Source organism: Lactonifactor sp. BIOML-A5, from assembly GCF_009677585.1.
Lineage (GTDB): Bacteria > Bacillota > Clostridia > Lachnospirales > Lachnospiraceae > Lactonifactor.
On sequence record NZ_WKYV01000037.1, the window covers coordinates 15,978 to 37,231 of the forward strand.

Here is a 21,254-nt window from a genome sequence, read left to right on the forward strand (position 1 = left end):
TACAACGTGCCTGGAGGGATTCGAACCCCCGACCCACGGCTTAGAAGGCCGTTGCTCTATCCAACTGAGCTACAAGCACATTTCCTCTCTAATGAGATTAGAGAAGCGGGTGATGGGAATCGAACCCACGTATCTAGCTTGGAAGGCTAGTGTTCTACCATTGAACTACACCCGCACAATGTTATCGTCTTTACTGCAATAACTTTACGACAGTCGGGGTGACAGGATTCGAACCTGCGACCTCCTGGTCCCAAACCAGGCGCTCTAGCCAAGCTGAGCCACACCCCGAGATGTATTTTGTTGTCTGCTGAGCTCACTTTACCTCTTTTTTGCTCAACGCAAGATATAATATACCATAGCATTTTCCATATGTCAACACTTTTAATCAACAAAATACATATTTTTCTATTTTATACTCTTTCAGTTTTTCAGGTAGTTTATAGTATAATGAGCATCCCCTTTTCTGTCAATCTCCATGATAAGAAAGCTGGGTTCCCTTCCAATTTGTCTGGGATATGAAAGGCTCCCCGGGTTCAGGATCGTGATACCCTCCAGCTGTTCAATCAAAGGCCGGTGAGTATGACCGTACATTACGATCTGAACGCCCCGAACTCTCCCTTCTTCCTCCAACCGCTCTGTTCCCATGGAAACTCCGTAATAATGGCCGTGGGTCAGCAGCACCTTGTAGTTCCCCAGCTGTATTTCTCTTTCTCTGGGAAGATCAGAAAAAAAATCATTGTTTCCGGAGACAATATAGACAGGACACCCAGCCAGGCATTCTATATAATCCTCATGCCCTTCTGCATCTCCCAGATGAATCAGTGCGTCTACCGGGGCAACCTTCTCCAGTACCCGTTCCAGATTCCGTTCACGTCCGTGGGTATCGCTAACCACTAATATCTTCATCCGCAGCCCCCTCCCTGTCTATATAAGATGTTCCCGAAACATCTTTTCTTTCAGTGCCCGCAGAGCATTTCCACGGTGGCTCAGTTTATTCTTAACATCCATAGACAGTTCGGCAGTGCTGCATCCATATTCCGGCAGATAGAAGATGGGATCATATCCGAAACCATTGCTTCCCCTCTCTTCCCATCCGATAATTCCTTCAATGGTTCCTCTTGTAGTAATCACCCTGCCATCAGGAAAAACCGCACCTATGGCGCAGACAAATCTTGCAGTCCTCTTATCCTCCGGGACCCCGTCCAGGCGTTGGATAATGTTGTGATTTTTAATTCTGTAAGAAGTATCCTCTCCCATATAGCGGGCAGAATAAATCCCAGGCTCCAGATTCAGATAGTCTACCTCCAGTCCGGAATCATCCGCCAGCACAATATCTCCATGCGCTCTGCACACATCCGTCTGCGCAATGGCCCTGGCTTTGATCAATGCATTTTCTTCAAACGTGCTTCCGTCTTCTACAATATCAAGTTCAATCCCAGCCTCTTTCATAGACAGAATATCCATATTCAAGTCCTTGAGAATTTCCCGGATTTCACGCATTTTACCTTCGTTGCCGGTTGCAAATATAATACGACTCATTCCTGCACCTTCTTCTTTATATAATACTTGCAAGAATTTTACCACAATTCACGGGGCAGGACAACTGCTTTTATCAACATGGACCAGCATTCCCCGTGGCAGGCTCAATTTTATTCCGGTTTCGTCTTTTTGGGAGGCTTCGGCCCCAAAAACTGATAGAAATATGTCTTCAGCATTCCATTATAAATTTTCCTGTTTTTATCTGCCTTTCTGCCAATGTATTTCTCTGCATCCTCATAGCTGGTGATTAGATACATGGACCAGGAGTCAAGAGCGGCAAAGCTCTCCCCTATCTCTGTATACAGACCAGGAAGTTGGCTGCGATCTTCCAAACGTTCCCCATAAGGAGGATTGGTAATCAGGAACCCATATTTCTTAGGGTGCCGAAGCTGGCTCACTTCCCTCTGCTGAAAATGTATCAGATGCTCTACACCTGCCGCTCTGGCATTCTCTCTTGCAGATCGAACCACGTCGCCGTCGATGTCATATCCCTGAATATCCACGTCTATCTTCGTATCCATCCGTTCCCTTGCTTCATTGGCAGCATCATACCAATGCCTTCTGCCCACTACATTTTTCCAGTCTTCTGCCAGAAAGGAGCGGTTCATTCCCGGAGCTATGTCTGCTGCCAGCATAGCGGCTTCAATAGGAAATGTCCCGCTGCCACAGAAGGGATCTACCAGAATTCTGTCTTTCTTCCAGGGAGTGAGCATAAGTAAAGATGCCGCAAGTGTCTCTGTAATAGGGGCTTTGGCAGTCAACTGCCGGTAGCCCCGCTTATGAAGAGAGGTTCCGGTAGTATCAAGTCCTATCGTAGCCACATCTTTTAGAAAAGATACACGAATCGGGTAACTGGGACCGTCTTCCTCAAACCATGTTACCTGGTATTTTCCTTTTAAGCGCTCTACAATTGCTTTCTTCATAATAGACTGTATATCTGACGGGCTGAACAGCTTACTCTTTATAGAATTTGCCTTCGCCACCCAAAACTTCCCGTCTTTGGGTATATAATTTTCCCAGGGAAGCTCCTTTGTCTTATCAAAAAGCTCCTCAAATGTTGTAGCCTGTATCTTTCCGACTTTAATCATCACTCTCTCAGCAGTTCTGAGAAATACATTGGCATAGGCTATTGCCTCTGCATCCCCCCAAAAGGTCACTTTTCCATCCTCTACCTGACTAATATCATACCCCAAGTCTATGATTTCCCTTTTCAGTACCGCCTCCAGCCCAAAATGGCAGGGGGCAATTAATTCCATTCGTTCCATTCTTGTCCTCTTTTTCTTAATTATAATTGAATCTCTTTCACCACGGTTCCGTCAAATCCCTTGATGCTGAACCTTCCGTTCTCCAGCACCGCATAGGTGGGGATATTCCCTTCCTTCGGAAGGGATACACTTCCTGGATTCAGAAGGGTATAGCCTGTCCTGCGCTCTGCCTTAAGTACGTGAGTGTGACCGTGCAGAAGCACATCACCCTCCTGCAGCGGGGGCAGATGATCCTGATTATAAACATGGCCATGGGTCGCATAAATAGTTCGTGTTTCTTCTATTATAATGCAGTAATCCGCCATCACAGGAAATTCCAGGACCATCTGGTCCACCTCCGCGTCACAGTTCCCTCTCACATTGTATATTTTCTGTTTATAATTGTTCAGCATATGAATCACTTCCTTGGGAGCATATTCCCTGGGCAGATCATTGCGGGGTCCATGGTACAAAAGATCTCCCAATAGAAGTATTTTATCTGCACCTTCCTGTTCATAGGCCTGCAGCATCTCCCTGCAATAGTAGGCTGACCCATGAATATCTGAAGCAATCAAGTATTTCATAAAAATTTCTCCTTTGAACAGTTATTACCTCATTCTACTATGATTACCGCCAAAATACAAGTTGGGTCCTTTATAAGCCCGGAATCCGCCAACAACAGACTTTGTCCGATACCCTTTCTTCATCAATTCCCTGGCGGCGAACAGACTGGCACCCCCTCTGTCACAATAAAGAATCAGTGTCTTGCTTTTTGGAAATCTTTTGGCATATTCTAATTCTTCATAGGGAATGTTCACAGCCCCTTTAAAATGACTCTCTTCAAATTCCTCTCTGGAGCGCAAATCTATAATAATAACGCTATTGTCACCACAATAGCTGTCTAACATACTTACTGAAATTGTGTCTACTGTTACCATAACAAATTTATCCTTTTTCTTTCAGTATATGTTGGGAAAATTTACCTGTGTAAGCTCCCAAACGGAAAAAAGACGCGGCAACTTACGTTGCTGCGCCTTTAAGTTCCAGAATAGAATCTGGATTCTTAGTTGTTAGAGCTCTTATTTGAAGATTTGTTAGAGCTTTTGTTCTGAGAATTGCTGTTCTGAGAATTGTTATTCTGAGAATTGCTGTTCTGAGAGCTTCTGTTCTGGGAGTTGTTGTACTGAGAGTTATTGTTCTGGGAATTGCTCTCGCTGTTTGAGTAGTTGGAAGACTGGTTATTGTACTCGTTGTTCATTTTGTTTTTGGTTGATGTTTCGTCACTGTAATTTTTGGACATAATTACTACCTCCTGAATAACGTTTTTTGTTACGTTCTTATTATTCCTTGTTATCCGGGAAATATTCCTCATAAATCCTGCCAAATACTTTAAGGTACAAAAATAAATTAAATTATTGCTTTTTTCTTCCTTTTATATTATAATAATCTAGTAAAAAGAATTTACCCTTCAAAAAATTTTTTTTACATTATAACCCCTTATTTAATTATTTATACTCCCCTCGAAATAGCCGGTAGCTCCCCTACCGGCTATTTCTCTTTTTATTTATGAGTGAGTATAGAAATTTAATCTTTCAAAAGAGGGACTGCCTTACAGGCAATCCCTCTTTTACTACCGTCTCTTCGAAAAATATGAAATCACAAAGCCAATTAACACAATCGGCAGTATAATCGGTACCAGTACCCGCAGAATGCTGAACAGCACTGCCAGTATCACTAATACGATCAACACTATCTGCCAGGTTTTCATAGTGCCGCCCCGTCCAAAAGACCTGCCCCGGGATTCCTGCGACTCTGTCTCATAGGAATATGCAGTGCCGCCGTCACTGGCCTCACTGCATCCCTGTGTATCAATAATTGTCTTTGCTATCAGAAGCGGATCCCCCAGCATCTGAATCACATCCTGCTCGGCAATTCCCGCTCTAACTTTATCATTAATATACTGGCTGTAATAATCTATGTTCTCTCTTACCTTCCCCGGAGGGATTTCCCCGGTTAACTTACTTCTTAAAGTATCTAAAAATTCCCCTTTACTCATTTGAGTGACTTTCCATCCTTTCCTGCGGTAACTCATGGTTCTGTCTGATCTGCTGTCTGCTTTCACAGCTCTGATATATATATTCCGCCCATTCGCCAAATGCCTTCACTTGGTTCATTTCTGTTATTATATCATAGGGGCGCTAAGATACAATGGTATTTTTTCTGAAGGTTTTATAAACAGAATTAATTTTTTATTTCCCATAAAGACATAGGCATTGCCTTCACCTCAAATAGAAAATGGACTATAATTTGTACTATAGTCCATTATACCCAAACCTTCTTTTCTCAATTCCTGTAAGAAACTTTATTTTCCCGTGCGGTAAGCAGCCTCCAAAATATCCAGTGCTCCCTCGATTCCAAACCGGCAGCTATCCACCGATAAATCATACCTGCTCAAATCCCCCCACTTCTCATCTGTATAATAATTGTAGTAGTACCTTCTCTGCTTATCCATCTTACGAATCAGTGTCGCTGCCTCCTTCTCGTCCACAGAAGCCCGTTCCATTATTACCTTGATCCTCTCTTCCAGTGCTCCGTATATGAATACTTTGATACAGAAGGGATATGCTCTCAGTACGTAATCTGCACACCTTCCCACAATGACACAGTCTTCTTTTTTGGCAAGATCGCGTATAACCTTAGACTGTTCGCTGAATAAAACGTCATTCATTGGCTCAAACCGGAATCTGCGTTCCATCTGCACATCGTCCTCGACAGGATATCGCCAGGGATTGGCCCGTTTTTCGTCTACTTTTCGCAGTTCTTCGTAAGGTATGGAACTGTTCTGACCAGCCAAATCCACAAGCTCCCGGTCATAATAATGGATTCCCAGCCTTTCTGCCAGTCTCTGAGCTATAATTCTGCCGTTGCTTCCGTATTGTCTGCCAATTGTAATAACTCTGTTTCCCATCCTATGCATCGCTCCAATCTCTTTGTTTTGTATAATCTAATCTTATCATATAATTCATATCCGCTCAACGGAATTCTCCTAACTATTTTGTATAAGCCATGTATTATTTTGTCAATTTTATTTTTTCATGGAAAACAATATTCCCCTCTCCTGACAGTATACTAAAATATATTTTTTTAGAAAACCTATTGACAACCACTATTTTCTGTTGTAAAATAACTAATGTTGCTACGGACAGCAGCAACTAAAGTGTGCGTTTAGCTCAGCTGGATAGAGCGTTTGGCTACGGACCAAAAGGCCGGGGGTTCGAATCCTCTAACGCACGGCAAAGCCCTTGAAATCTAGGATTTCAGGGGCTTTCTTTTCTTCCTGCAGGAAGATTGACACCTTCTCACGATACACCATATCCCCCATAATACGACCTGAAGAATATCTTATCCAATTTATAGATATCAGACCCCATACGGCTATACGTATTAGCAAGATGAAGATAATCTTGTGTCACATCATATCCAGAATGTCCCATATACAATCTTAAAGACTCCATATCGCCACCGCCCAAAATAAAGGACGTTGCAAAAGTATGTCTTAATAAATGCGGTTTCAATCTTTCCAATCCCGTTTTTTTCTTAATACGAGAAAATAAAGATTTTATTGTATCACCGGAAATTGGCTCCAAACTACCGTTAACCGAACAAAATAAGAAATCATGTTCTTGACCAGTATAAGGACGATATAAAGTAATATACTCATGAAGACATTTTTTTAATTTTTTTGCTAAAGGAACAATTCTATCTTTTTTTCCTTTACCATCTATAACTATTATATGATTCTGCAAAAAGTTAATATCATTTAAATGTAATTTACATACCTCACCAGACCGCAAACCTGCATCAAGCATCAAATGAACAATACAATAATTTCTTATACCTGTCATTGTTCGAAGATTAAAACATGAGTCAATCGTTTTTACCTCATCAGAAAATACTGGTAAAACAAGCTTCTTTTCCCTTTTTATCAACTTAAACTTTTTCATTAAGTCTTTTTCAATATATTCATTCCGAAAAAGAAAGTTGAAAAAAGTGCGAAGGTCAATCGAATATGTACGAATAGTTGTATTTGTAATATGTTTATCTTCAGTCGGTTTAAAAGGATGGTCATCCAATTTAGTCTTATTACGCAAGTATATGACATACTCTTGCAAATCTAAGTTTGTAATACTGTCTGCATCAATTTTACATAAATCACAATTATACTTTCTCATCAGGAATCTTAAAAAATATCCTAATGTATTTTTATAGTTACGGACTGTATTTTCACCACAATATGTTTCCCTATCAAAAATAAATAATTCGAAAGCCTGTTGCATATTAATTCCCATGTTTTACCCCCTATTCTTCTATTGTTTCATAGTAACTCACATTTCGTCTTGCTGTCCCTACTTCATACCCAATCGATTTATAATGCTGAATATCACTAAAAGAAACTAATTCCTCATGCAATAATCTAGCATCTGATAAATCCAACATTTCCGTATATTCAGTAGGAACATTCAAATTTCTTGAAGCCCAATATTTCTTTTTATTCTTTGTATGCTCCATCAAATCCTTTGTAACATATTTTGTCATATATTTAGTAGCCGCTTGATTATTTGATACCTTTGTAGCCGTAGCCCATCCTAATTTATATTTTCCAATATTATATATCTCCCGTTTTTGTTTGTCGTAATGACCAGAAAAAACAAAATCCAAATTTCCACATTGCGAAAACAATCCATGAAAATGATATGCACCATCTTTATGTCTTTCCGGGACTACGACATATTTAAAATCAAGTCCACAATCCTTTTGCATATTTTTCAGCCATTGAGATACCTTTTTGGTACAGTCCGAATAATCATATCTATTAACTTTTTCAGGATTAAGAGTTAAAGTCACAAACCAATCCCAAATATTTGCACGTGTCAAATCATAAATCTTATTTTTAGACCTTTTCATAGAATTTAAAACGCTTCGCTCATGTTCTTTTTCAAAATAGTCGAAATCATCAATAACGAGTGTCTTTTCATTATTAAAAGGATTCGTTTCAAATTCTTTCGTAGATTCATATTCAGCTTTCTTTCCGGTGTATACCGGATGGCTGTAAATAGCCGTCTGCACTTGGCCATTACCATAGTTTTTTATCCGTACATTGTACAAAAAATCCACCACCCAACATTATTTAATGTACGTAATATAAAAACAAAAACAATAAATTTGTTCGCCTACGGCGGAAAATACTCTTAAGTGTTGCTATAGTCAAGTAGAGCAACACCCCTCTGGGCGCCTGTCGGCGTCGCCGCCGCCGGCCCCTACGTCGGGTCCCCTAACCCCGTCTTGAGGGCCAGCGGCTGGCGAAAGCTGACGCAGATTCTTTGTGTCGAATATTTTATAGCTGTCATAAAGACTAAAATACCGTTTCATGCCAAACAAAAAATTGGCATGATCATGTTTACCCGTTGTCATCCAGGTAACCGACACAACAATAAAGTTCTTGCCGGGAATAAACCGGGAAAGGAGCCAGCCGAAAAACTTAAAATTCTTGATATTCCGATGCACATAATTGTATTCAAAACAATTCCTAATCTGCTTATCAACCAGGTCCTTATGCTGCGATATCAAAACCACCTCATAACCGAACTTACGGTGTTGGGTAAAGAATACAACCCACTGAGAACGCCCCCGCTGGTTCCAGCTCCGGGAGTTAAACATGGTCTGACACTCATCAATTATCAGAAGAGTCTGTTTCTCCTTAATCTGGCCTTTCTCATTCCGTGCATGGTACTTATCAGCATAATCCAGCAGAAAATCAACCGTCAGCCCGTCATTGCCTACCTCCAGAATATCCGCCTGCCGGGAAAGATGCTTCTTATCCCAGAAATGTTCATTAATTTCAAAATTCGCTATGACATTTTTACCACGGCGGTGCCACTGGTCAATCATCTTTGCGACATGGAGACTCTTGCCACTGCCGGGAGTCCCAGAAAAGAAATATATCATACGATCACCCCACTAAAAAATCTTTTTTACAAACTCAAGTATCTTATCCAAATTCTTAACTATGTAATAAATAGCCACTGCGGCCAACCAAACTTCCAGCATGGTCAAGCAAACATCAAACGGAATAAAATAGTTCAAAAATCCAAGGAAGTCAAAACTCTCAATGGCATCTGTCATTTTCTGAAACGGAGACAAAGGAAGAAGCATAATTATAGCTTGAAGAATCTTAATTACAATATCAACAATAAAATCTATCTTATCCAACATTCTTAGCGCCACCTCCATCTAAAAACAGCTTCCTTGTCATAGTCATAAGAAACAAAACAAAAGTCAGGGACAACAATGCTCTGGAAGCCTTAGACAAAGGAGCAAACTGCTCCAAATCCAAAGTTAAGGGTACATCTATACCATACCGCTCTATTTTAATAGCAAAATCAAATTTAGGCGTTTCAGGAGTAGCAGCTAGTTTCTTAAGTACAATCATAAGGTCCCAAGGAATAGAAGTAGGAAACCGCTGTTGAGCTTCCTTCCCAACATCCTTAAATTTATTAAAAAGTCCTAAAAGAAAATTATTAGCTCCACCACTCTGCTCAATTGCATCTTCCAAATCACTCATATTGTCAATGATAGAATCCAATTTTGTATTTGATAGGACAAGTTCAGCCAATATGGCATCCAATTTTTCCGATAGGTCTGGGGGAAAGGCGATATCACCCCCGGAGCCGCCAGAGCCGTCCAACCGTTCAGCCAGTAGATTATATATCTTTGCCAGCCAAGCAACCTGATTATTCCCAGAAGCAGTTATTGCAGATAATAAGTCATCCAGATTCTGAACAACATCATCCAAATTATCATTAATACTGTCTAATGCTTCTAAAATTTTACCGATTCCAGCATCAACAATGCCCTGTAATTCATCTGGCGTTATAGACGCATTACTATTAACTTCTGATATATTATTTGTCACCGAATTATAAGTAGTATTCTGCACAGTCTCCCAGTTATTTGTTTCAAACATGTTTTTAGATATGGAATACTGTGCATTAACATCAAAATTGTAAAAATTATCAATAGCATACATAGATGACTTGTTTATATAACTATTTACTTTAGCCGGGGATGAAAATATTTTTAAAGTAGGTAAATAATAATAAGATACATTGTTATTATTAAAATTTTTATAGTTATGTGAAAAAGGCCCGAGATAACAAGTAGCTTCTTTAAAATTAATAGAGTATAAATCCCCATACGAAAACGTACTATTTGTAACCGGATCATACGCTTGAATATAAGAAGAACTAGAAGAAGCATAATGGCTATAATAGTACTTGCTAGTATCTAAAATATAAAAATACCAGGTAGAATAATCTTTCATAAATAATACATTTTTACCCTTTAAAAAAGATAATAAGGTAGCATACTGGGACGGTGTAATCGTAGTCCACATTTCCAAAAAACTTTCAGGCGTACATAGCTTACCATTTGGAAAAATACCAGAAGAAACGCCCATAGAACATCCAGCACTATTACGCATGGCATCAAGTGCGGCATTATGCAAATCGCCCCAATAGGCAGAATCAAACTGTATGTATTTTTTCCCATCTTTTTCAACTTCTTTATATGAAACACCTTCGGAATATTTCTGCATATAATCGGAATTTCTAATTTGTTCCCGGATTTCAGGAGACGCAGTTACCCCCATCTGCGCAAGCCCATAATCTATAGCCGAAGATGCCCCAGCGCCGCCTGATGAACCGCCCCCGCCTTCAGACGCATACACGAGGCTAAAATTCATCACAGCAAGCAATGCCGCAATCAAAAAACATAATATGCGTTTACACTTTTTCAATATCACACCTCCCAAAACTTAGAAAACGGCACGGACTTCAATCCGTACCGTTGACTAATTAAGTATAAAACCAGGGGTAAAGTTAATAGTTACAAAAAAATTAGTTGGCTACACTGCGGAAGAATCCGACACCCAAACGGATAGCAAGGAAAAGTCCCATAATACCCATACCGATTGGAAGTGCAGTTGTAACCATTCCGGTTACATCAGTCTTAACTGCTGTTAAAGCAGTTTCGAATGCTGTTGACATCGCTTCACTCATAAAATTCTACCTCCTATTATTTTTTTATATTTAAAAGGCTGAATGCCTTAAAAATACCATAAGTAATAAAAATCAAAATCGTACCAAGAGCAATACCTTCAGCCATAAAGCTACAAAATTCCGTATTCAAACTTGAAAAATAATCCAATAATATATATTCCTCTGGATTCATCACATTTTCCTCCATACAGTTCTTGCTAAAAGTATTCCGAATATTAACGCAACTCCCATACAAAGATACAGGGAGATTGTATTGCCTACCATAGTACTTTCTTTCACCTGCGTTAAAATTTGTGTATAATCAGGATTTTCCGTAGCCGCTGCAGCTACTTCTTGAGACTTCCCATCCGATAATACGCCTTTAATTTCAGCAACATTTTGTCCGATATCCAGCAAAGATTCTTCCACTTTGCTGTTATCCTCTTCCACCACGGGGGTCTTCCCCGCATTGTTACTACTTTCTTCATTCTTTCCCATCCCTTCTACTGTCATCTGCAGGTTATCCAACCGTTCATTTGTTCCATTAATAGCTTCTAATATTTGTTGTAGCAACTCATCATTCATCTTTTTGTACCTCCTTAATAACAGGAGTTTTTTTACGAAAGCTACGAAATTCAAAAAATTCTCGGAACAATTCTTTAACCTTTATCAGAATGCAAATACAAACATATATAATACCTAAAACCACTAAAACCTTTACCAAGTCAAGTAGATACATAAGTCACCCCTTCTCTTGCAAGTTGGTATACACAACACTTTAGCTCAATATAGTGAGCATATCATTCACCGAGACAGTACCCACAATTTGGACAATACTGCCAAGTTTCACATACAATATGTTCAACTTTAGTCGTATCCAGTTCTTTTTTCATATCAATAAAAGCCCAAAAAATCACTATAGTCATAAAACAAACAACAGATGAAACCAATACAAAAACCATAATTTTATCAGATTTCAAAACGCCTCACCCTTTCATTAACCTCTTACTACCCAAAACAAAAAGAGGGGGTAATCAAGCCGAATTCTCTTTTATCTAAAGCTGGAATCCTTCCCGCTGTGTGCAGGAAGTCTCCGCTTTAGACCTTGATTTTATGTTTGTCGGATAAGCCGCCCTACAGGCGGTATACCGACAGCAAGTCACGATTTACGACACTTTAGCGGCGGGAACGCCGGAAATGCCCTCAAGACGGATAGAATTATATGTAGGATTGAAGTCCACCAAGGCCGTTACCCTGGAAAACTCTGGCAGTTTTTTGGCATCCGCAAATACCTGCTCATTGGCCATACACTGCATTGTTTGTGCCCCGTCCAACTCCCGGAACAAAACCAGATAATAAGTCTTACTAGGGTCCTTTTTCCCCACCTGCTGAAAAGCTCCTGATAAAATAAATGTACCTGTTAATTTCATAATTTTTTACCTCTCTTTTTTAAATTTATATTTATTTTTTATGCACCAAACTCTTGACGTCCCATAATATCAATAAGCTGACTGCGCATTTTTAGATATGCCAGATATTGTTTTTTACTGACCTTGCACCCGGTAAACTGGCAGTCCTGATAATATCTAATCTGCGTTGCCAAATAACGGTCATAGTCGATAATATCAAATGCCGTCATGTATACCGCATGTCCCTTGTCAAACAAGGATATCACCACCCTTTATATAGCTGTGCAGTTGCCCACGGGCCTGTAAAAATTGCTCATAATCGGCATAAAAAAGGTAATATATAGAGCCATCATCAGAAAGACCAATTGTACCCCCAGTATCATGCGCAAATTCCACCAAAAAGGACATATCATTTGTTATCAGCGAAATTTTATACATGATTATCACCTCCATTTTTAGCCTTACAAATTCTTTTTAATAATTCATGGGTCAGTTCCATCGAGACTAAACCGAAATTAGAAAAACCACTTAACTGAGAAAGCACCCACGCATACTCACCAAAATCCTGCATACAATTCTCATCATAGCCACGTTCACAATGTTTTTCAAAATTTATTACAACACCTTGCATGTATTCTTCAATATATCTCTGCTTCTGCTTTAAAGTCATAAGCACACATCCTTAACTTAAAAAATAAAATCTGTAAAAACTTCTTTATCACTTCTAAAAAATCTTTCTGAATTTGTATCACTAAATTTTTCACAGCTAAAGCTTTTAGAAGACCTATCATATTCCCCTCTAATATATACTTGTTCAGCTTTAGGATTTTCAATTTCTTTTAGTGTAAAATAACTGCCAATTTTTAAATCTTTTAATTTTTTCATCTTGATTTCCTCTTTTTATTTATGGGTGAGGTGAGGGCCGAAGCCCCCACACTGCCATTACTATATTACTTAGATATCTTTATCCGAGACTCATACTGCACATATTCATCATCAGTAATAATCCCACAAAGATTAGCATAAGATAGCTGTCCTTCGAGCCGCCTTAAGCCAAAATCAAAAACAGAGAATTCACAGCCTTCAGGATTACCTTTTAAAAAATCATCAACTAAAGTATCTAAAAATTCTCTTGCATGTCCTAAATCAAATTCTTTTCCCATAAAAACCTCACCTTCCATTAGTCCGCTTCCGTTCCCTCAACAAAATTAGATAAAATTCTATACACAAAATCACACTCTGCCTTACCATATCCATTTTCAGATAACGTTTTTCTCACTGCGGCCGCTGAAGGTAGATATTCGGGCATTTCTATGATTTTAATAAAATCACCCATATTACCCCATGCATCCATCAACTGACGCTTGCTAGTTGCTGGTATGTACTCTCTGAAAATTTCATCACCATTGTCAATAATGCACTTAAATTTCTTAATCTTCATTTTTCCCTCACCTTCCCGATTCTTTACTAATCGAAAAAAATCTGATATAATTAATAGTTACTACTACCGTAAGAAAGTGTCACTTTCTTTCTATAGTTATATTATACTATCAAATTTGATAGTAGTCAAGCATTTTTAATATCATATTTAACATTATTTCGAAGGGAATTTTTTATGAATTTAATAGATAATATTGAAAGAATCATGGAAGAGAAAAAAATATCTAAATACAAACTAGAAAAAGACACAGGAATCAAGCAATCTACGTTCCAAGGATGGAAAAGAGGTTCACAGCCTACCGCAGATAAAATAAGCAAATTACTATCATATTTGAATGTAACGCCAAATGAATTATTCGGATATGATACAAAAGAATTAAACAATGAAGAAAAAGAACTGCTATTTTATTTTAAAGAACTACCGGATATTTCTAAGAAAGAATATATTTCAGAAATCAAAGGAGCCGCTAAAATGTATAGCAATCTTTCGGAAAAATCATCAAAATCGAAGACTGGTTAAAAAAAATGGTAATGAGTGGTAAAAACTGGAAACATATACCATTAAAAAAAGAAGTAGGAAAACCTACCTCTTCTTTTTACCTCTCTTAAAAAACCATTTTATAGTTGTTATAAATCCAATTATAGCAAAAATAATTATCAAGTAACTAAACAATGTCAATAAAAATCCCGTACCAAAAAACAATAACATATGACACCCCCTCTTTAGTATTTGACATAATTATACCATTTACAGATAAAATATCACAACCAAAAGTGTCAATTTTTATCCAGAAAATTACATCACTACATATTAACACAAAAAATCATTAAATTATCTGAAAATAGGAGCTGCAGCCATCAAAAGTATCTGAAAACGAGTTTTCGGATAGTACAAGCCTACGGACCAAAAGGCCGGGGGTTCGAATCCTCTAACGCACGGCAAAAGCCTTGTTTATAGATTAAACAAGGCTTTTTTGTATTTATTTACCCATATACTTTCCGAATGTCAGCAGGGCTTCCTTCTGTTTTGGCGACAGCGTCTTTGGAATTCCTACCTGGAGGGTTACATAGATGTCTCCTCTGCCTCCCCCCGTTTTCTTGGGAGCCGGAAGTCCCTTTCCTGCCAGGCGTATCCTTGTTCCCGCCTCTGTTCCAGGTGCCAATGTATAGGGGACAATTCCCTCCAAAGTCGTTACCTTTATCTCCCCGCCGAGGGTCATAGTTACAAAATCCACACTCATGGAAGCATGTATATGATAATCCCGCCTCTCAAAGTGAGGATGCTCGTCAATAAGCACAATTACAAACAAATTCCTTAGCTCTTTGTCAAATCCCGGTTCGCATACAATATCCTGGAAAAAATAAAACTGGCCGGGACAGGAATTGGGAGGTATCTTTACTTTTACTTTTTGCGACACCATAATGTAACCCCGTCCGCCGCATTTGTGACAGGCCTTTTCCGGAATCTCCCCGGTTCCCTGACAAGTACGGCAGGTTTCTTCTCTCCTTCCGGAATCATATCTTGCATTTGCATATACCATATTTCTGCCGTGACCCATACATTCCGGGCACACTTTTCCCCCTGTACCAGGTTCCTTTCTGCTTCCGTGACAGCTGGGACATTCCTCCTGATACTGAATAGTAATTTCCTTAACCACTTCCCTCAGTGTTTCTTCCATAGTGAGATGTACCGCTGCGCGAATACTGGATGGCGGAATCTCATCTGGCTCCTCTTCTCTGGTACGCCCTTCCCCGCAGGAACCGCAGTGTCCTTCCTTTGTGTGGCTGTGACTGCTCCTGCCGCTGTGATCATGCCCGCCGCAGGAACCGCATCCGGAGCAGTCTTCTTCCTTTTCCTCATAAGAATACGTATACTGATAATAAAAACTGTTCCGTCCGTGGCTTTTCCGGAAGGCCTCATGTCCCATATAACGGTACTGCTGCCGCAGCTTTGGATCACTCAGCACCCTGTATGCCTCGGCAATCTTCTGGAACATTTCTTTGTTTTTCCCGTCACTGTCGGGATGATACTTTTTTGCCAGCCGTCTGTATGCCTTTTTGATCTCAGACTCGTCTGCATGGTAAGAAACTCCCAGTATCTGATAATAATTCTCCGTCACCATACAATCACCTCCCGTCCTGCAAAGCTGACAGGGCCATTTTAATCCACAGCTGGCTGTTTTCCAGATCAGCAATGGATTTCTGCAGATAGCCTTCTATCTCTTTCATCCCTGACAGCTTCACCAGGGATATTAATTCATCCAGATGCATCAAATTGTTTTTATTGCAGATATCTACCTGCTGTATATATTCCAGAATAGAACCTGGCTGATTCCAAATCTGCTTTTGGCTGTAATGATACTCCATGGCTATCCCTCCGTCTCTTGTGCCCTGCTCTGCTTTCCTGCTTATCCTTATTTTAAGTCAAATGATACGGAATATCAACTAAAATCATCCAATTTCCTGATATTACTTTTTCTGGATTCCAGAATCCCCTGTCTGGGTTACCAGGATCTGGTATGTATCTATATCCAGATAGGTTCCAAACTTATATCCGGCCTCCCTGACTTTTCCGCAATAGACGAATCCCAATTGTTCATGAAGCTTCCGGCTCCTGTCATTACTTCCTGTGATAACGGAAACTACCGTATGAACAGCAGGATTCTCTCTGGCAATCCTTAAGATTTCCTTTATCAGCTCTGTCCCGATCCCTCTCCCCTGATACTCCCTGTGAACGTAAACCGACAGCTCTACGGTGCCCAAATAAGCCTCTTTTTCTCTGTAAGGGGATAATGTGGCATATCCTACTGCCCTGCCGTCCTCCTCCCATACTCTTAAAGCGTAATTGCCGGTATGAAGAACATACCATGCTTCCCACTCTCTTAGAGTCTTTTTTTCCAGATCAAAAGTTGCCGTCCCAAATAGTACCTCATGATTATAAATATCCAGCAGCGCCTCTAGATCTTCGCGCCTTGCATGTCTCATCATAGCGAAATCCTCCGTCTTAGCAATTTATCTGTTATGTTTACAGTATAAGCTTATCTTTGCCTGTTGTCATCTGGTAATCTCTCCGTTTCTGCGCTATAATGAGTAAATACGTTCCTGTTCACTTTGCTCCCGGTAATACGCTTTGCCGGGCAGCGCCGTGTGAATAGAAAAGTAAATGCGCAATAACTGCAGGAGGAAATTATGGGACTGACCACACTATGCTATATTGAAAAGGATGAATGCTATCTGATGCTCCACCGCATCATGAAAAAAATTGATATAAATAAGGATAAATGGATCGGAGTGGGCGGACATTTCGAGGACGGTGAGAGTCCGGAGGAATGTCTGCTCAGAGAGGTGAAAGAAGAAACAGGCCTGACGCTCACCTCTTATTCCTTTCGGGGATTGGTTACCTTCCTTTCTGACCGCTGGGAACCGGAATATATGTGCCTTTATACGGCAGACAAGTATGAAGGAGAAATGATATCTTGTGATGAGGGCACCCTTGAATGGGTTCCCAAAAAACAGCTCTCAGAGCTAAACCTCTGGGAGGGTGACCGTATATTCTTTCGTCTGCTGGAAGAGAATGCTCCCTTCTTCTCGTTAAAACTGCGTTATGAAGGAGATACCCTTGCAGAGGCCTGCCTGGACGGCACCGATATCCTTCATTAAAAGAAGCCGGGGAATGAACTCCCCGGCCTTTCCTGTCTAAAGTTTCCCCTCTGTGCACAGTTTCCATGTTTTTACTGTCTGCTCTTTTAAAAACTGGATGAATCCGTCAATATTTGAGGTCTCATCAAATTTATGCAGCTCTGCAAAATACCTGTCTTTATCCTCCACGAATATGATCGTAGGGGGATAGTTATGAGTGATAAGATAGTAGTTCATAAGTATCTCGCCCACACGTCCATTGCCGTCAGCAAACGGCCGGATCTCTTCAAAGTTCAGGTGAAAATAGGCTGCTGCCCGAAGGATTCCATCCTGACTGGTCTGCTTCACGGTGGAACATACATCCTCCAGCTCTACGCGCACGGCGCAGCTCCCTTTTTTGAACTCTCCAGCCCTCTCTCCTTTGGCGTATATCTCACTATCATAGCATCTGTCCATCAATTTTTTATGTACTGCCCTTACCAGTTCCACAGACAGAGGCTCTCTGGCCTCTACCTTATCCTTCAGATAGACAGCCATATACTTTTGGTTCTCAATCTCAATCAGCGTATGCAGATCTCCGGTAAAATTGGATACCCCTCCGTGTTCATAGATTCCTTTCGTTGCCTCAAGGGTTGTCTGCGGGTTTCCAATGGCATTGCAGTGATACGCGAACAGCATGCAGAATTCATTTAATTCCTGTTCTGTAACTTGGTTTGCCTGCCAAAATGCTACAACATCTTCATACATAAGAATCAACCTCCTGTTTTCTTGTGTGTAAACGGACAGCCCCCACCGTCCGTTTACTGCCTGATTTGCTACACTACTTTCTCTAAAAAGACCGCAGACGGTTTAAAGACTTCTACGAAACCCCACAATCCCTGACAGACTTCTTTCAAACTGCTGCTTGCACTCATTCTACCACAGAATCCCGGGAACAACAATATAATTTTAAACTTTTTTGGTTTATGCTAAAAAATTTTTGTATTCACTTTTGTACAATCCATTATCCTGCACATAACTTGAAAGGAGTTCATTCATCATACTTCAAACTGGACCGGTCAAATATTATATATCTGGACTTTTTAATATGTCCACTTTTGTGATATGATATCATGCATAGCAAGAAAAACGCGTATATCTGCTTATGATTTACTGCTTACTCACAAAAATACAAGGAAACAAGGAACTACATTATGACGAAGAAGATAGCTGTAATTAACGATTTATCCGGATTTGGCCGATGCTCACTCACGGCTGCCATATCAGTGCTGTCGGCCATGGGGGTGCAGCCCTGCCCGCTTCCCACGGCTCTGCTCACAGCCCAGACAGGATATCCCAGTTACTACTGTGATGACTATACGGAAAAAATGGAGCATTACCGCCGGGAATGGGAAAAAATGCAGGTAGAATTTACCGGGATCTATACTGGATACGTAGCCAATGAGCGGCAGATCCATGAAATATTTTCATTTCTGGATACCTTCTATCAAAAGGAAACCTTTCTTCTGGTGGACCCTGTGATGGGTGATAACGGGCATACCTACGGAATGTATAGTGATGAGCTTTGCCGGCTAATGAAATTATTAGCCGCTCAGGCAGATCTTATAACTCCCAATCTTACGGAGCTTTGTCTCCTAACGGGTACAGATTTCCATGGTCTTCCCGAATCGGGGAACCCCCAGGTTCTCCTGGACACGGTGAGAGAGATGGCTCAGGCGCTCTGTAAAAAGGGGACCAGGGCGGTGGTGGTCACCGGCATCCATTTTCAGGATCCTGCAGAGGGCAGCAAGAAAATAGGGAATCTTTATGTTTCCCCTGGAGAAAGCGGTCTGGCCTCTTTCCCTGATATGGATGGAAGTTTTTCTGGTACCGGCGATCTCTTCGCCTCTGTGCTGGCCGGAGGGTATGCACGGGGGGATTCCCTTGCTCAGACAGTCCTCCTCGCCGGTTCTTTCCTGGAGGATGCACTTAGGGATTCTGTCAGAGAAGGGATTCCTTATAACGATGGTGTAAATTTTGAAAAATATCTGCATTATCTGCTGCCGAAGCAGTAAGAGAGGAGAATAGATGATGAAAGAACAAAATACCAAGACTACCGTACTGCTCACGTTAACAGGGCTTTTTGCTTCCATGATTACCGTTATGACTGCTTATATCTTCCATGTGCCTTACGGGGCAAACGGCGGATATATACATTTCGGAGACGCTTTGATCTATGTGGCAGCCGTAATCCTGCCCCGCCCCTACGCGCTGGCGGCGGCGGCCATCGGAGGCGGCCTGGCCGATCTGCTCACTGCTCCTATGTGGGCACCTGCTACAATCATCATTAAAATGTTGATTGTACTCCCCTTTACCAGTCAGACAGGAAAGCTTTTAACAAAAAGAAATATAATTGCTCCTTTCCTCTCCGCCCTGCTTTCAGCTGCGGGTTATTATCTGGCAGATTATGTCTTATTCGGTGCCTTCGGCGCACTACTGGCATCCCTTACAGGCAGTGCCATCCAGTCCGGGGGCAGTGCCCTGGTATTTTTGGTATTTGCAGCTGCCCTGGATAAGGTCCACATCAAGTCCAGAACAGAGCAGTTAATTCATCCCATAAAAAAAACGGCTCACGCCGATTAGAAAGGAGCCTTTTACTTATGGCTGAAATCTTATATACATACAAGCATCAAGTGTATGCTAACATTACAAATAAGTGCAACTGCAGATGTACCTTCTGCATCCGGGGACAGGAGGAGGGAATTGGGGATGCCCAGACCTTATGGCACAAAAAGGATCCCTCTCTGGACGAGATTCTGGCTGCCATGGATGCATTTGACTTTAATGGATACAAGGAGCTGGTCTACTGTGGCTATGGAGAACCCACCTGCGCCCTGGAGAATCTGCTGGCATCTGCAGCGTATGCCAGGGAGACCTATGGGCTGTCCATACGTGTAAATACAAATGGGCTGGGAAACCTCTATCACAAGAAAGATATCATCCCTCTCCTTGCAGGTGTCGTAGATGCTGTCTCTATCAGCCTAAACGCCCCGGATGCAGATAAATATAATGCCGTATCCCGTCCGTTCCGGCCGGATGCTTTTCAGGGGCTTCTGGATTTTGCTTCCGCCTGCAGGGGAAACATTCCTTCCGTAAAGCTATCCATCGTAGATGTACTACCCCCTGACGAAATTAAAACCTGCCAGGCTCTGGCTGATTCCCTGGGGATCGAACTTCGGATCCGGCATTTTGCTTCATAGACAGCATCTGCCGGTTTTGGGGAATGGACACGGCGGGGGGTGTATCCCCCTGCCCGTTCTTTCCAGGCGCCTTCATATTTATGATCTCCTCCGCATGAAAACTCTCTGCCTCTCTGGCATCGTGTGTAATTACAAGCAGGGTTTTACCCGCTGTATGCGCTTTGATATACGAAATGGTGATGGCTTTTGTCTCCTCGTCCAGCCCCTTCAGCGGCTCATCCATAAAAAAACACTCCGCACCGCTCACGAGGGCCCTTAAGATTGCCACCCGTTGTCTCATCCCGCCGCTCAGTTCTCTGACAGGCTTGTGAAAGGCCTCCGAGAGTCTTAATCGCTCCATTTCTCTCTTCAGTTCATCATTTTTCCATGCTTTGCTGCATACCATGCGCAGATTAGTCAGAGCGCTGAGATTCTCACACAGTCTGTCTTCCTGAAAAACCACCCCCAGGGCTCCAGTAGGAATGCCTGTAACACTGCCCTGTTCCGGCTCCTCAAGCCCAAGCATAATCCGAAACAGCGTGGTCTTTCCGCATCCCGAAGGTCCCATAATACAAGTTGCCATTCCCTTCCCAAAGGTATGGGTGAAATGATCCAGGACGGCCAATCCGCCGTATGATTTACAGATATCTTTCATTATTATGTCCATAC

33 protein-coding genes and 4 tRNA genes are annotated in these 21,254 nt (G+C 41.2%); 6 read left to right on the plus strand and 31 right to left on the minus strand.

Features of this window, described 5'->3' with window-relative positions; genetic code table 11:
- Nucleotides 1–5: 5 nt before the first annotated feature.
- From GKG41_RS20640 to GKG41_RS20690, 11 genes are all read right to left on the minus strand, one after another.
- Nucleotides 6–79: transfer RNA gene (locus tag GKG41_RS20640), tRNA-Arg, on the minus strand.
- Between the two features lie 25 nt (nucleotides 80–104).
- Nucleotides 105–175 (minus strand) — tRNA-Gly (locus GKG41_RS20645).
- Nucleotides 176–213: 38 nt separating this feature from the next.
- Nucleotides 214–288 (minus strand) — tRNA-Pro (locus tag GKG41_RS20650).
- A gap of 132 nt (nucleotides 289–420) precedes the next feature.
- Nucleotides 421–906, minus strand: coding sequence for a metallophosphoesterase (locus GKG41_RS20655; protein ID WP_154261717.1), 486 nt, complete (start codon nucleotides 904–906; stop codon nucleotides 421–423).
- A gap of 18 nt (nucleotides 907–924) precedes the next feature.
- Nucleotides 925–1,539 carry an RdgB/HAM1 family non-canonical purine NTP pyrophosphatase gene (rdgB, locus tag GKG41_RS20660; protein ID WP_154261718.1) on the minus strand — a complete coding sequence of 205 codons (615 nt, stop codon included), beginning with the start codon at nucleotides 1,537–1,539 and terminating at the stop codon, nucleotides 925–927.
- A 110-nt stretch (nucleotides 1,540–1,649) separates the two neighbouring features.
- The gene (locus GKG41_RS20665) at nucleotides 1,650–2,804 is read right to left on the minus strand and encodes a class I SAM-dependent RNA methyltransferase (protein WP_154261719.1); all 1,155 of its coding nucleotides are present in this window, start codon (nucleotides 2,802–2,804) and stop codon (nucleotides 1,650–1,652) included.
- Between the two features lie 20 nt (nucleotides 2,805–2,824).
- Nucleotides 2,825–3,367: a phosphodiesterase gene (gene yfcE / locus GKG41_RS20670; RefSeq protein ID WP_154261720.1), complete on the minus strand. Its 543-nt coding sequence runs from the start codon at nucleotides 3,365–3,367 to the stop codon at nucleotides 2,825–2,827.
- A 24-nt stretch (nucleotides 3,368–3,391) separates the two neighbouring features.
- Complete coding sequence (locus tag GKG41_RS20675) at nucleotides 3,392–3,721, minus strand: rhodanese-like domain-containing protein (RefSeq protein ID WP_072853788.1); 330 nt, start codon at nucleotides 3,719–3,721, stop codon at nucleotides 3,392–3,394.
- A 125-nt stretch (nucleotides 3,722–3,846) separates the two neighbouring features.
- Complete coding sequence (locus GKG41_RS20680; protein ID WP_154261721.1) at nucleotides 3,847–4,083, minus strand: hypothetical protein; 237 nt, start codon at nucleotides 4,081–4,083, stop codon at nucleotides 3,847–3,849.
- A 330-nt stretch (nucleotides 4,084–4,413) separates the two neighbouring features.
- Entirely contained in the window at nucleotides 4,414–4,839 is a 426-nt protein-coding gene (locus tag GKG41_RS20685) for a DUF1700 domain-containing protein (protein WP_173015676.1), read from the minus strand.
- Between the two features lie 306 nt (nucleotides 4,840–5,145).
- Nucleotides 5,146–5,751, minus strand: coding sequence for a cytidylate kinase-like family protein (locus GKG41_RS20690; protein WP_154261723.1), 606 nt, complete (start codon nucleotides 5,749–5,751; stop codon nucleotides 5,146–5,148).
- A gap of 251 nt (nucleotides 5,752–6,002) precedes the next feature.
- On the opposite strand from GKG41_RS20690, the gene GKG41_RS20695 reads away from it, so the two are divergent.
- Nucleotides 6,003–6,076, plus strand: a tRNA-Arg gene (locus GKG41_RS20695).
- A gap of 66 nt (nucleotides 6,077–6,142) precedes the next feature.
- Here the strand turns inward: GKG41_RS20695 and GKG41_RS20700 are convergent.
- From GKG41_RS20700 to GKG41_RS20770, 15 genes are all read right to left on the minus strand, one after another.
- Entirely contained in the window at nucleotides 6,143–7,132 is a 990-nt protein-coding gene (locus GKG41_RS20700) for a tyrosine-type recombinase/integrase (protein ID WP_154261724.1), read from the minus strand.
- Nucleotides 7,133–7,142: 10 nt separating this feature from the next.
- The gene (locus tag GKG41_RS20705; RefSeq protein ID WP_154261725.1) at nucleotides 7,143–7,949 is read right to left on the minus strand and encodes a hypothetical protein; all 807 of its coding nucleotides are present in this window, start codon (nucleotides 7,947–7,949) and stop codon (nucleotides 7,143–7,145) included.
- Nucleotides 7,950–8,048: 99 nt separating this feature from the next.
- Nucleotides 8,049–8,789, minus strand: a complete 741-nt coding sequence (locus GKG41_RS20710; protein WP_154261726.1) for a zonular occludens toxin domain-containing protein — start codon at nucleotides 8,787–8,789, stop codon at nucleotides 8,049–8,051.
- A 12-nt stretch (nucleotides 8,790–8,801) separates the two neighbouring features.
- Nucleotides 8,802–9,056, minus strand: a complete 255-nt coding sequence (locus GKG41_RS20715; protein WP_154261727.1) for a hypothetical protein — start codon at nucleotides 9,054–9,056, stop codon at nucleotides 8,802–8,804.
- Nucleotides 9,046–10,638 carry a hypothetical protein gene (locus GKG41_RS20720; RefSeq protein ID WP_154261728.1) on the minus strand — a complete coding sequence of 531 codons (1,593 nt, stop codon included), beginning with the start codon at nucleotides 10,636–10,638 and terminating at the stop codon, nucleotides 9,046–9,048. The genes GKG41_RS20715 and GKG41_RS20720 overlap by 11 nt, the downstream gene beginning before the upstream one ends.
- A gap of 100 nt (nucleotides 10,639–10,738) precedes the next feature.
- Nucleotides 10,739–10,900, minus strand: coding sequence for a major coat protein (locus tag GKG41_RS20725; protein ID WP_154261729.1), 162 nt, complete (start codon nucleotides 10,898–10,900; stop codon nucleotides 10,739–10,741).
- 16 nt (nucleotides 10,901–10,916) lie between these two features.
- Entirely contained in the window at nucleotides 10,917–11,072 is a 156-nt protein-coding gene (locus GKG41_RS20730) for a hypothetical protein (RefSeq protein ID WP_154261730.1), read from the minus strand.
- A complete protein-coding gene (locus GKG41_RS20735; protein ID WP_154261731.1) occupies nucleotides 11,072–11,464 on the minus strand; it encodes a hypothetical protein in 393 nt (130 codons plus the stop codon). The genes GKG41_RS20730 and GKG41_RS20735 overlap by 1 nt, the downstream gene beginning before the upstream one ends.
- A 581-nt stretch (nucleotides 11,465–12,045) precedes the next feature.
- Nucleotides 12,046–12,309: a hypothetical protein gene (locus tag GKG41_RS20740; protein ID WP_154261732.1), complete on the minus strand. Its 264-nt coding sequence runs from the start codon at nucleotides 12,307–12,309 to the stop codon at nucleotides 12,046–12,048.
- A 38-nt stretch (nucleotides 12,310–12,347) separates the two neighbouring features.
- Nucleotides 12,348–12,545 carry a hypothetical protein gene (locus GKG41_RS20745; RefSeq protein ID WP_154261733.1) on the minus strand — a complete coding sequence of 66 codons (198 nt, stop codon included), beginning with the start codon at nucleotides 12,543–12,545 and terminating at the stop codon, nucleotides 12,348–12,350.
- The gene (locus tag GKG41_RS20750) at nucleotides 12,538–12,726 is read right to left on the minus strand and encodes a hypothetical protein (RefSeq protein ID WP_154261734.1); all 189 of its coding nucleotides are present in this window, start codon (nucleotides 12,724–12,726) and stop codon (nucleotides 12,538–12,540) included. The genes GKG41_RS20745 and GKG41_RS20750 overlap by 8 nt, the downstream gene beginning before the upstream one ends.
- Entirely contained in the window at nucleotides 12,719–12,958 is a 240-nt protein-coding gene (locus GKG41_RS20755; RefSeq protein ID WP_154261735.1) for a hypothetical protein, read from the minus strand. The genes GKG41_RS20750 and GKG41_RS20755 overlap by 8 nt, the downstream gene beginning before the upstream one ends.
- Before the next feature lie 17 nt (nucleotides 12,959–12,975).
- Nucleotides 12,976–13,173: a hypothetical protein gene (locus GKG41_RS20760; RefSeq protein ID WP_154261736.1), complete on the minus strand. Its 198-nt coding sequence runs from the start codon at nucleotides 13,171–13,173 to the stop codon at nucleotides 12,976–12,978.
- A 65-nt stretch (nucleotides 13,174–13,238) separates the two neighbouring features.
- The gene (locus tag GKG41_RS20765) at nucleotides 13,239–13,451 is read right to left on the minus strand and encodes a hypothetical protein (RefSeq protein ID WP_154261737.1); all 213 of its coding nucleotides are present in this window, start codon (nucleotides 13,449–13,451) and stop codon (nucleotides 13,239–13,241) included.
- Between the two features lie 17 nt (nucleotides 13,452–13,468).
- Nucleotides 13,469–13,729, minus strand: coding sequence for a hypothetical protein (locus GKG41_RS20770; protein WP_154261738.1), 261 nt, complete (start codon nucleotides 13,727–13,729; stop codon nucleotides 13,469–13,471).
- A 174-nt stretch (nucleotides 13,730–13,903) separates the two neighbouring features.
- Between GKG41_RS20770 and GKG41_RS20775 the strand changes: the two genes are divergently transcribed.
- Nucleotides 13,904–14,248, plus strand: coding sequence for a helix-turn-helix transcriptional regulator (locus tag GKG41_RS20775; protein WP_154261739.1), 345 nt, complete (start codon nucleotides 13,904–13,906; stop codon nucleotides 14,246–14,248).
- A 460-nt stretch (nucleotides 14,249–14,708) separates the two neighbouring features.
- On the opposite strand, the gene GKG41_RS20780 is transcribed toward GKG41_RS20775, so the two are convergent.
- From GKG41_RS20780 to GKG41_RS20790, 3 genes are all read right to left on the minus strand, one after another.
- Nucleotides 14,709–15,851 (minus strand): DnaJ C-terminal domain-containing protein, encoded by a 1,143-nt coding sequence (locus GKG41_RS20780; RefSeq protein ID WP_154261740.1) that lies wholly within the window; start codon nucleotides 15,849–15,851, stop codon nucleotides 14,709–14,711.
- A 4-nt stretch (nucleotides 15,852–15,855) separates the two neighbouring features.
- Entirely contained in the window at nucleotides 15,856–16,095 is a 240-nt protein-coding gene (locus GKG41_RS20785) for a hypothetical protein (RefSeq protein ID WP_154261741.1), read from the minus strand.
- Nucleotides 16,096–16,197: 102 nt separating this feature from the next.
- Nucleotides 16,198–16,716 carry a GNAT family N-acetyltransferase gene (locus tag GKG41_RS20790; RefSeq protein WP_154261742.1) on the minus strand — a complete coding sequence of 173 codons (519 nt, stop codon included), beginning with the start codon at nucleotides 16,714–16,716 and terminating at the stop codon, nucleotides 16,198–16,200.
- A gap of 201 nt (nucleotides 16,717–16,917) precedes the next feature.
- On the opposite strand from GKG41_RS20790, the gene GKG41_RS20795 reads away from it, so the two are divergent.
- Nucleotides 16,918–17,388: an 8-oxo-dGTP diphosphatase gene (locus GKG41_RS20795; RefSeq protein ID WP_154261743.1), complete on the plus strand. Its 471-nt coding sequence runs from the start codon at nucleotides 16,918–16,920 to the stop codon at nucleotides 17,386–17,388.
- Between the two features lie 36 nt (nucleotides 17,389–17,424).
- Here the strand turns inward: GKG41_RS20795 and GKG41_RS20800 are convergent, their stop codons facing one another.
- Nucleotides 17,425–18,114, minus strand: coding sequence for a Fic family protein (locus GKG41_RS20800; protein ID WP_154261744.1), 690 nt, complete (start codon nucleotides 18,112–18,114; stop codon nucleotides 17,425–17,427).
- A 446-nt stretch (nucleotides 18,115–18,560) separates the two neighbouring features.
- On the opposite strand from GKG41_RS20800, the gene GKG41_RS20805 reads away from it, so the two are divergent.
- The 3 genes from GKG41_RS20805 to GKG41_RS20815 are packed head-to-tail and all read left to right on the plus strand — an operon-like array spanning nucleotide 18,561 to nucleotide 20,606.
- Complete coding sequence (locus GKG41_RS20805; protein WP_154261745.1) at nucleotides 18,561–19,421, plus strand: pyridoxamine kinase; 861 nt, start codon at nucleotides 18,561–18,563, stop codon at nucleotides 19,419–19,421.
- Nucleotides 19,422–19,434: 13 nt separating this feature from the next.
- Entirely contained in the window at nucleotides 19,435–19,989 is a 555-nt protein-coding gene (locus tag GKG41_RS20810) for a TIGR04002 family protein (RefSeq protein WP_347563372.1), read from the plus strand.
- 17 nt (nucleotides 19,990–20,006) lie between these two features.
- Nucleotides 20,007–20,606, plus strand: a complete 600-nt coding sequence (locus GKG41_RS20815; RefSeq protein WP_154261746.1) for a TIGR04100 family radical SAM protein — start codon at nucleotides 20,007–20,009, stop codon at nucleotides 20,604–20,606.
- Here the strand turns inward: GKG41_RS20815 and GKG41_RS20820 are convergent.
- Nucleotides 20,539–21,252: an ATP-binding cassette domain-containing protein gene (locus GKG41_RS20820; protein WP_154261747.1), complete on the minus strand. Its 714-nt coding sequence runs from the start codon at nucleotides 21,250–21,252 to the stop codon at nucleotides 20,539–20,541. The two genes, GKG41_RS20815 and GKG41_RS20820, sit on opposite strands and share 68 nt — an antisense overlap.
- Nucleotides 21,253–21,254 lie beyond the last annotated feature (2 nt).

Bases quoted from the DNA above. Each gene is read 5' to 3' on its own strand.
- GKG41_RS20655 (WP_154261717.1), bottom strand. From the start codon at position 906: ATGAAGATATTAGTGGTTAGCGATACCCACGGACGTGAACGGAATCTG.
- rdgB (WP_154261718.1), bottom strand. From the start codon at position 1,539: ATGAGTCGTATTATATTTGCAACCGGCAACGAAGGTAAAATGCGTGAA.
- GKG41_RS20665 (WP_154261719.1), bottom strand. From the start codon at position 2,804: ATGGAACGAATGGAATTAATTGCCCCCTGCCATTTTGGGCTGGAGGCG.
- yfcE (WP_154261720.1), bottom strand. From the start codon at position 3,367: ATGAAATACTTGATTGCTTCAGATATTCATGGGTCAGCCTACTATTGC.
- GKG41_RS20675 (WP_072853788.1), bottom strand. From the start codon at position 3,721: ATGGTAACAGTAGACACAATTTCAGTAAGTATGTTAGACAGCTATTGT.
- GKG41_RS20680 (WP_154261721.1), bottom strand. From the start codon at position 4,083: ATGTCCAAAAATTACAGTGACGAAACATCAACCAAAAACAAAATGAAC.
- GKG41_RS20685 (WP_173015676.1), bottom strand. From the start codon at position 4,839: ATGAGTAAAGGGGAATTTTTAGATACTTTAAGAAGTAAGTTAACCGGG.
- GKG41_RS20690 (WP_154261723.1), bottom strand. From the start codon at position 5,751: ATGGGAAACAGAGTTATTACAATTGGCAGACAATACGGAAGCAACGGC.
- GKG41_RS20700 (WP_154261724.1), bottom strand. From the start codon at position 7,132: ATGGGAATTAATATGCAACAGGCTTTCGAATTATTTATTTTTGATAGG.
- GKG41_RS20710 (WP_154261726.1), bottom strand. From the start codon at position 8,789: ATGATATATTTCTTTTCTGGGACTCCCGGCAGTGGCAAGAGTCTCCAT.
- GKG41_RS20715 (WP_154261727.1), bottom strand. From the start codon at position 9,056: ATGTTGGATAAGATAGATTTTATTGTTGATATTGTAATTAAGATTCTT.
- GKG41_RS20725 (WP_154261729.1), bottom strand. From the start codon at position 10,900: ATGAGTGAAGCGATGTCAACAGCATTCGAAACTGCTTTAACAGCAGTT.
- GKG41_RS20730 (WP_154261730.1), bottom strand. From the start codon at position 11,072: ATGAATCCAGAGGAATATATATTATTGGATTATTTTTCAAGTTTGAAT.
- GKG41_RS20735 (WP_154261731.1), bottom strand. From the start codon at position 11,464: ATGAATGATGAGTTGCTACAACAAATATTAGAAGCTATTAATGGAACA.
- GKG41_RS20740 (WP_154261732.1), bottom strand. From the start codon at position 12,309: ATGAAATTAACAGGTACATTTATTTTATCAGGAGCTTTTCAGCAGGTG.
- GKG41_RS20750 (WP_154261734.1), bottom strand. From the start codon at position 12,726: ATGTATAAAATTTCGCTGATAACAAATGATATGTCCTTTTTGGTGGAA.
- GKG41_RS20755 (WP_154261735.1), bottom strand. From the start codon at position 12,958: ATGACTTTAAAGCAGAAGCAGAGATATATTGAAGAATACATGCAAGGT.
- GKG41_RS20760 (WP_154261736.1), bottom strand. From the start codon at position 13,173: ATGAAAAAATTAAAAGATTTAAAAATTGGCAGTTATTTTACACTAAAA.
- GKG41_RS20765 (WP_154261737.1), bottom strand. From the start codon at position 13,451: ATGGGAAAAGAATTTGATTTAGGACATGCAAGAGAATTTTTAGATACT.
- GKG41_RS20770 (WP_154261738.1), bottom strand. From the start codon at position 13,729: ATGAAGATTAAGAAATTTAAGTGCATTATTGACAATGGTGATGAAATT.
- GKG41_RS20775 (WP_154261739.1), top strand. From the start codon at position 13,904: ATGAATTTAATAGATAATATTGAAAGAATCATGGAAGAGAAAAAAATA.
- GKG41_RS20780 (WP_154261740.1), bottom strand. From the start codon at position 15,851: ATGGTGACGGAGAATTATTATCAGATACTGGGAGTTTCTTACCATGCA.
- GKG41_RS20785 (WP_154261741.1), bottom strand. From the start codon at position 16,095: ATGGAGTATCATTACAGCCAAAAGCAGATTTGGAATCAGCCAGGTTCT.
- GKG41_RS20790 (WP_154261742.1), bottom strand. From the start codon at position 16,716: ATGATGAGACATGCAAGGCGCGAAGATCTAGAGGCGCTGCTGGATATT.
- GKG41_RS20795 (WP_154261743.1), top strand. From the start codon at position 16,918: ATGGGACTGACCACACTATGCTATATTGAAAAGGATGAATGCTATCTG.
- GKG41_RS20800 (WP_154261744.1), bottom strand. From the start codon at position 18,114: ATGTATGAAGATGTTGTAGCATTTTGGCAGGCAAACCAAGTTACAGAA.
- GKG41_RS20805 (WP_154261745.1), top strand. From the start codon at position 18,561: ATGACGAAGAAGATAGCTGTAATTAACGATTTATCCGGATTTGGCCGA.
- GKG41_RS20810 (WP_347563372.1), top strand. From the start codon at position 19,435: ATGATGAAAGAACAAAATACCAAGACTACCGTACTGCTCACGTTAACA.
- GKG41_RS20815 (WP_154261746.1), top strand. From the start codon at position 20,007: ATGGCTGAAATCTTATATACATACAAGCATCAAGTGTATGCTAACATT.
- GKG41_RS20820 (WP_154261747.1), bottom strand. From the start codon at position 21,252: ATGGACATAATAATGAAAGATATCTGTAAATCATACGGCGGATTGGCC.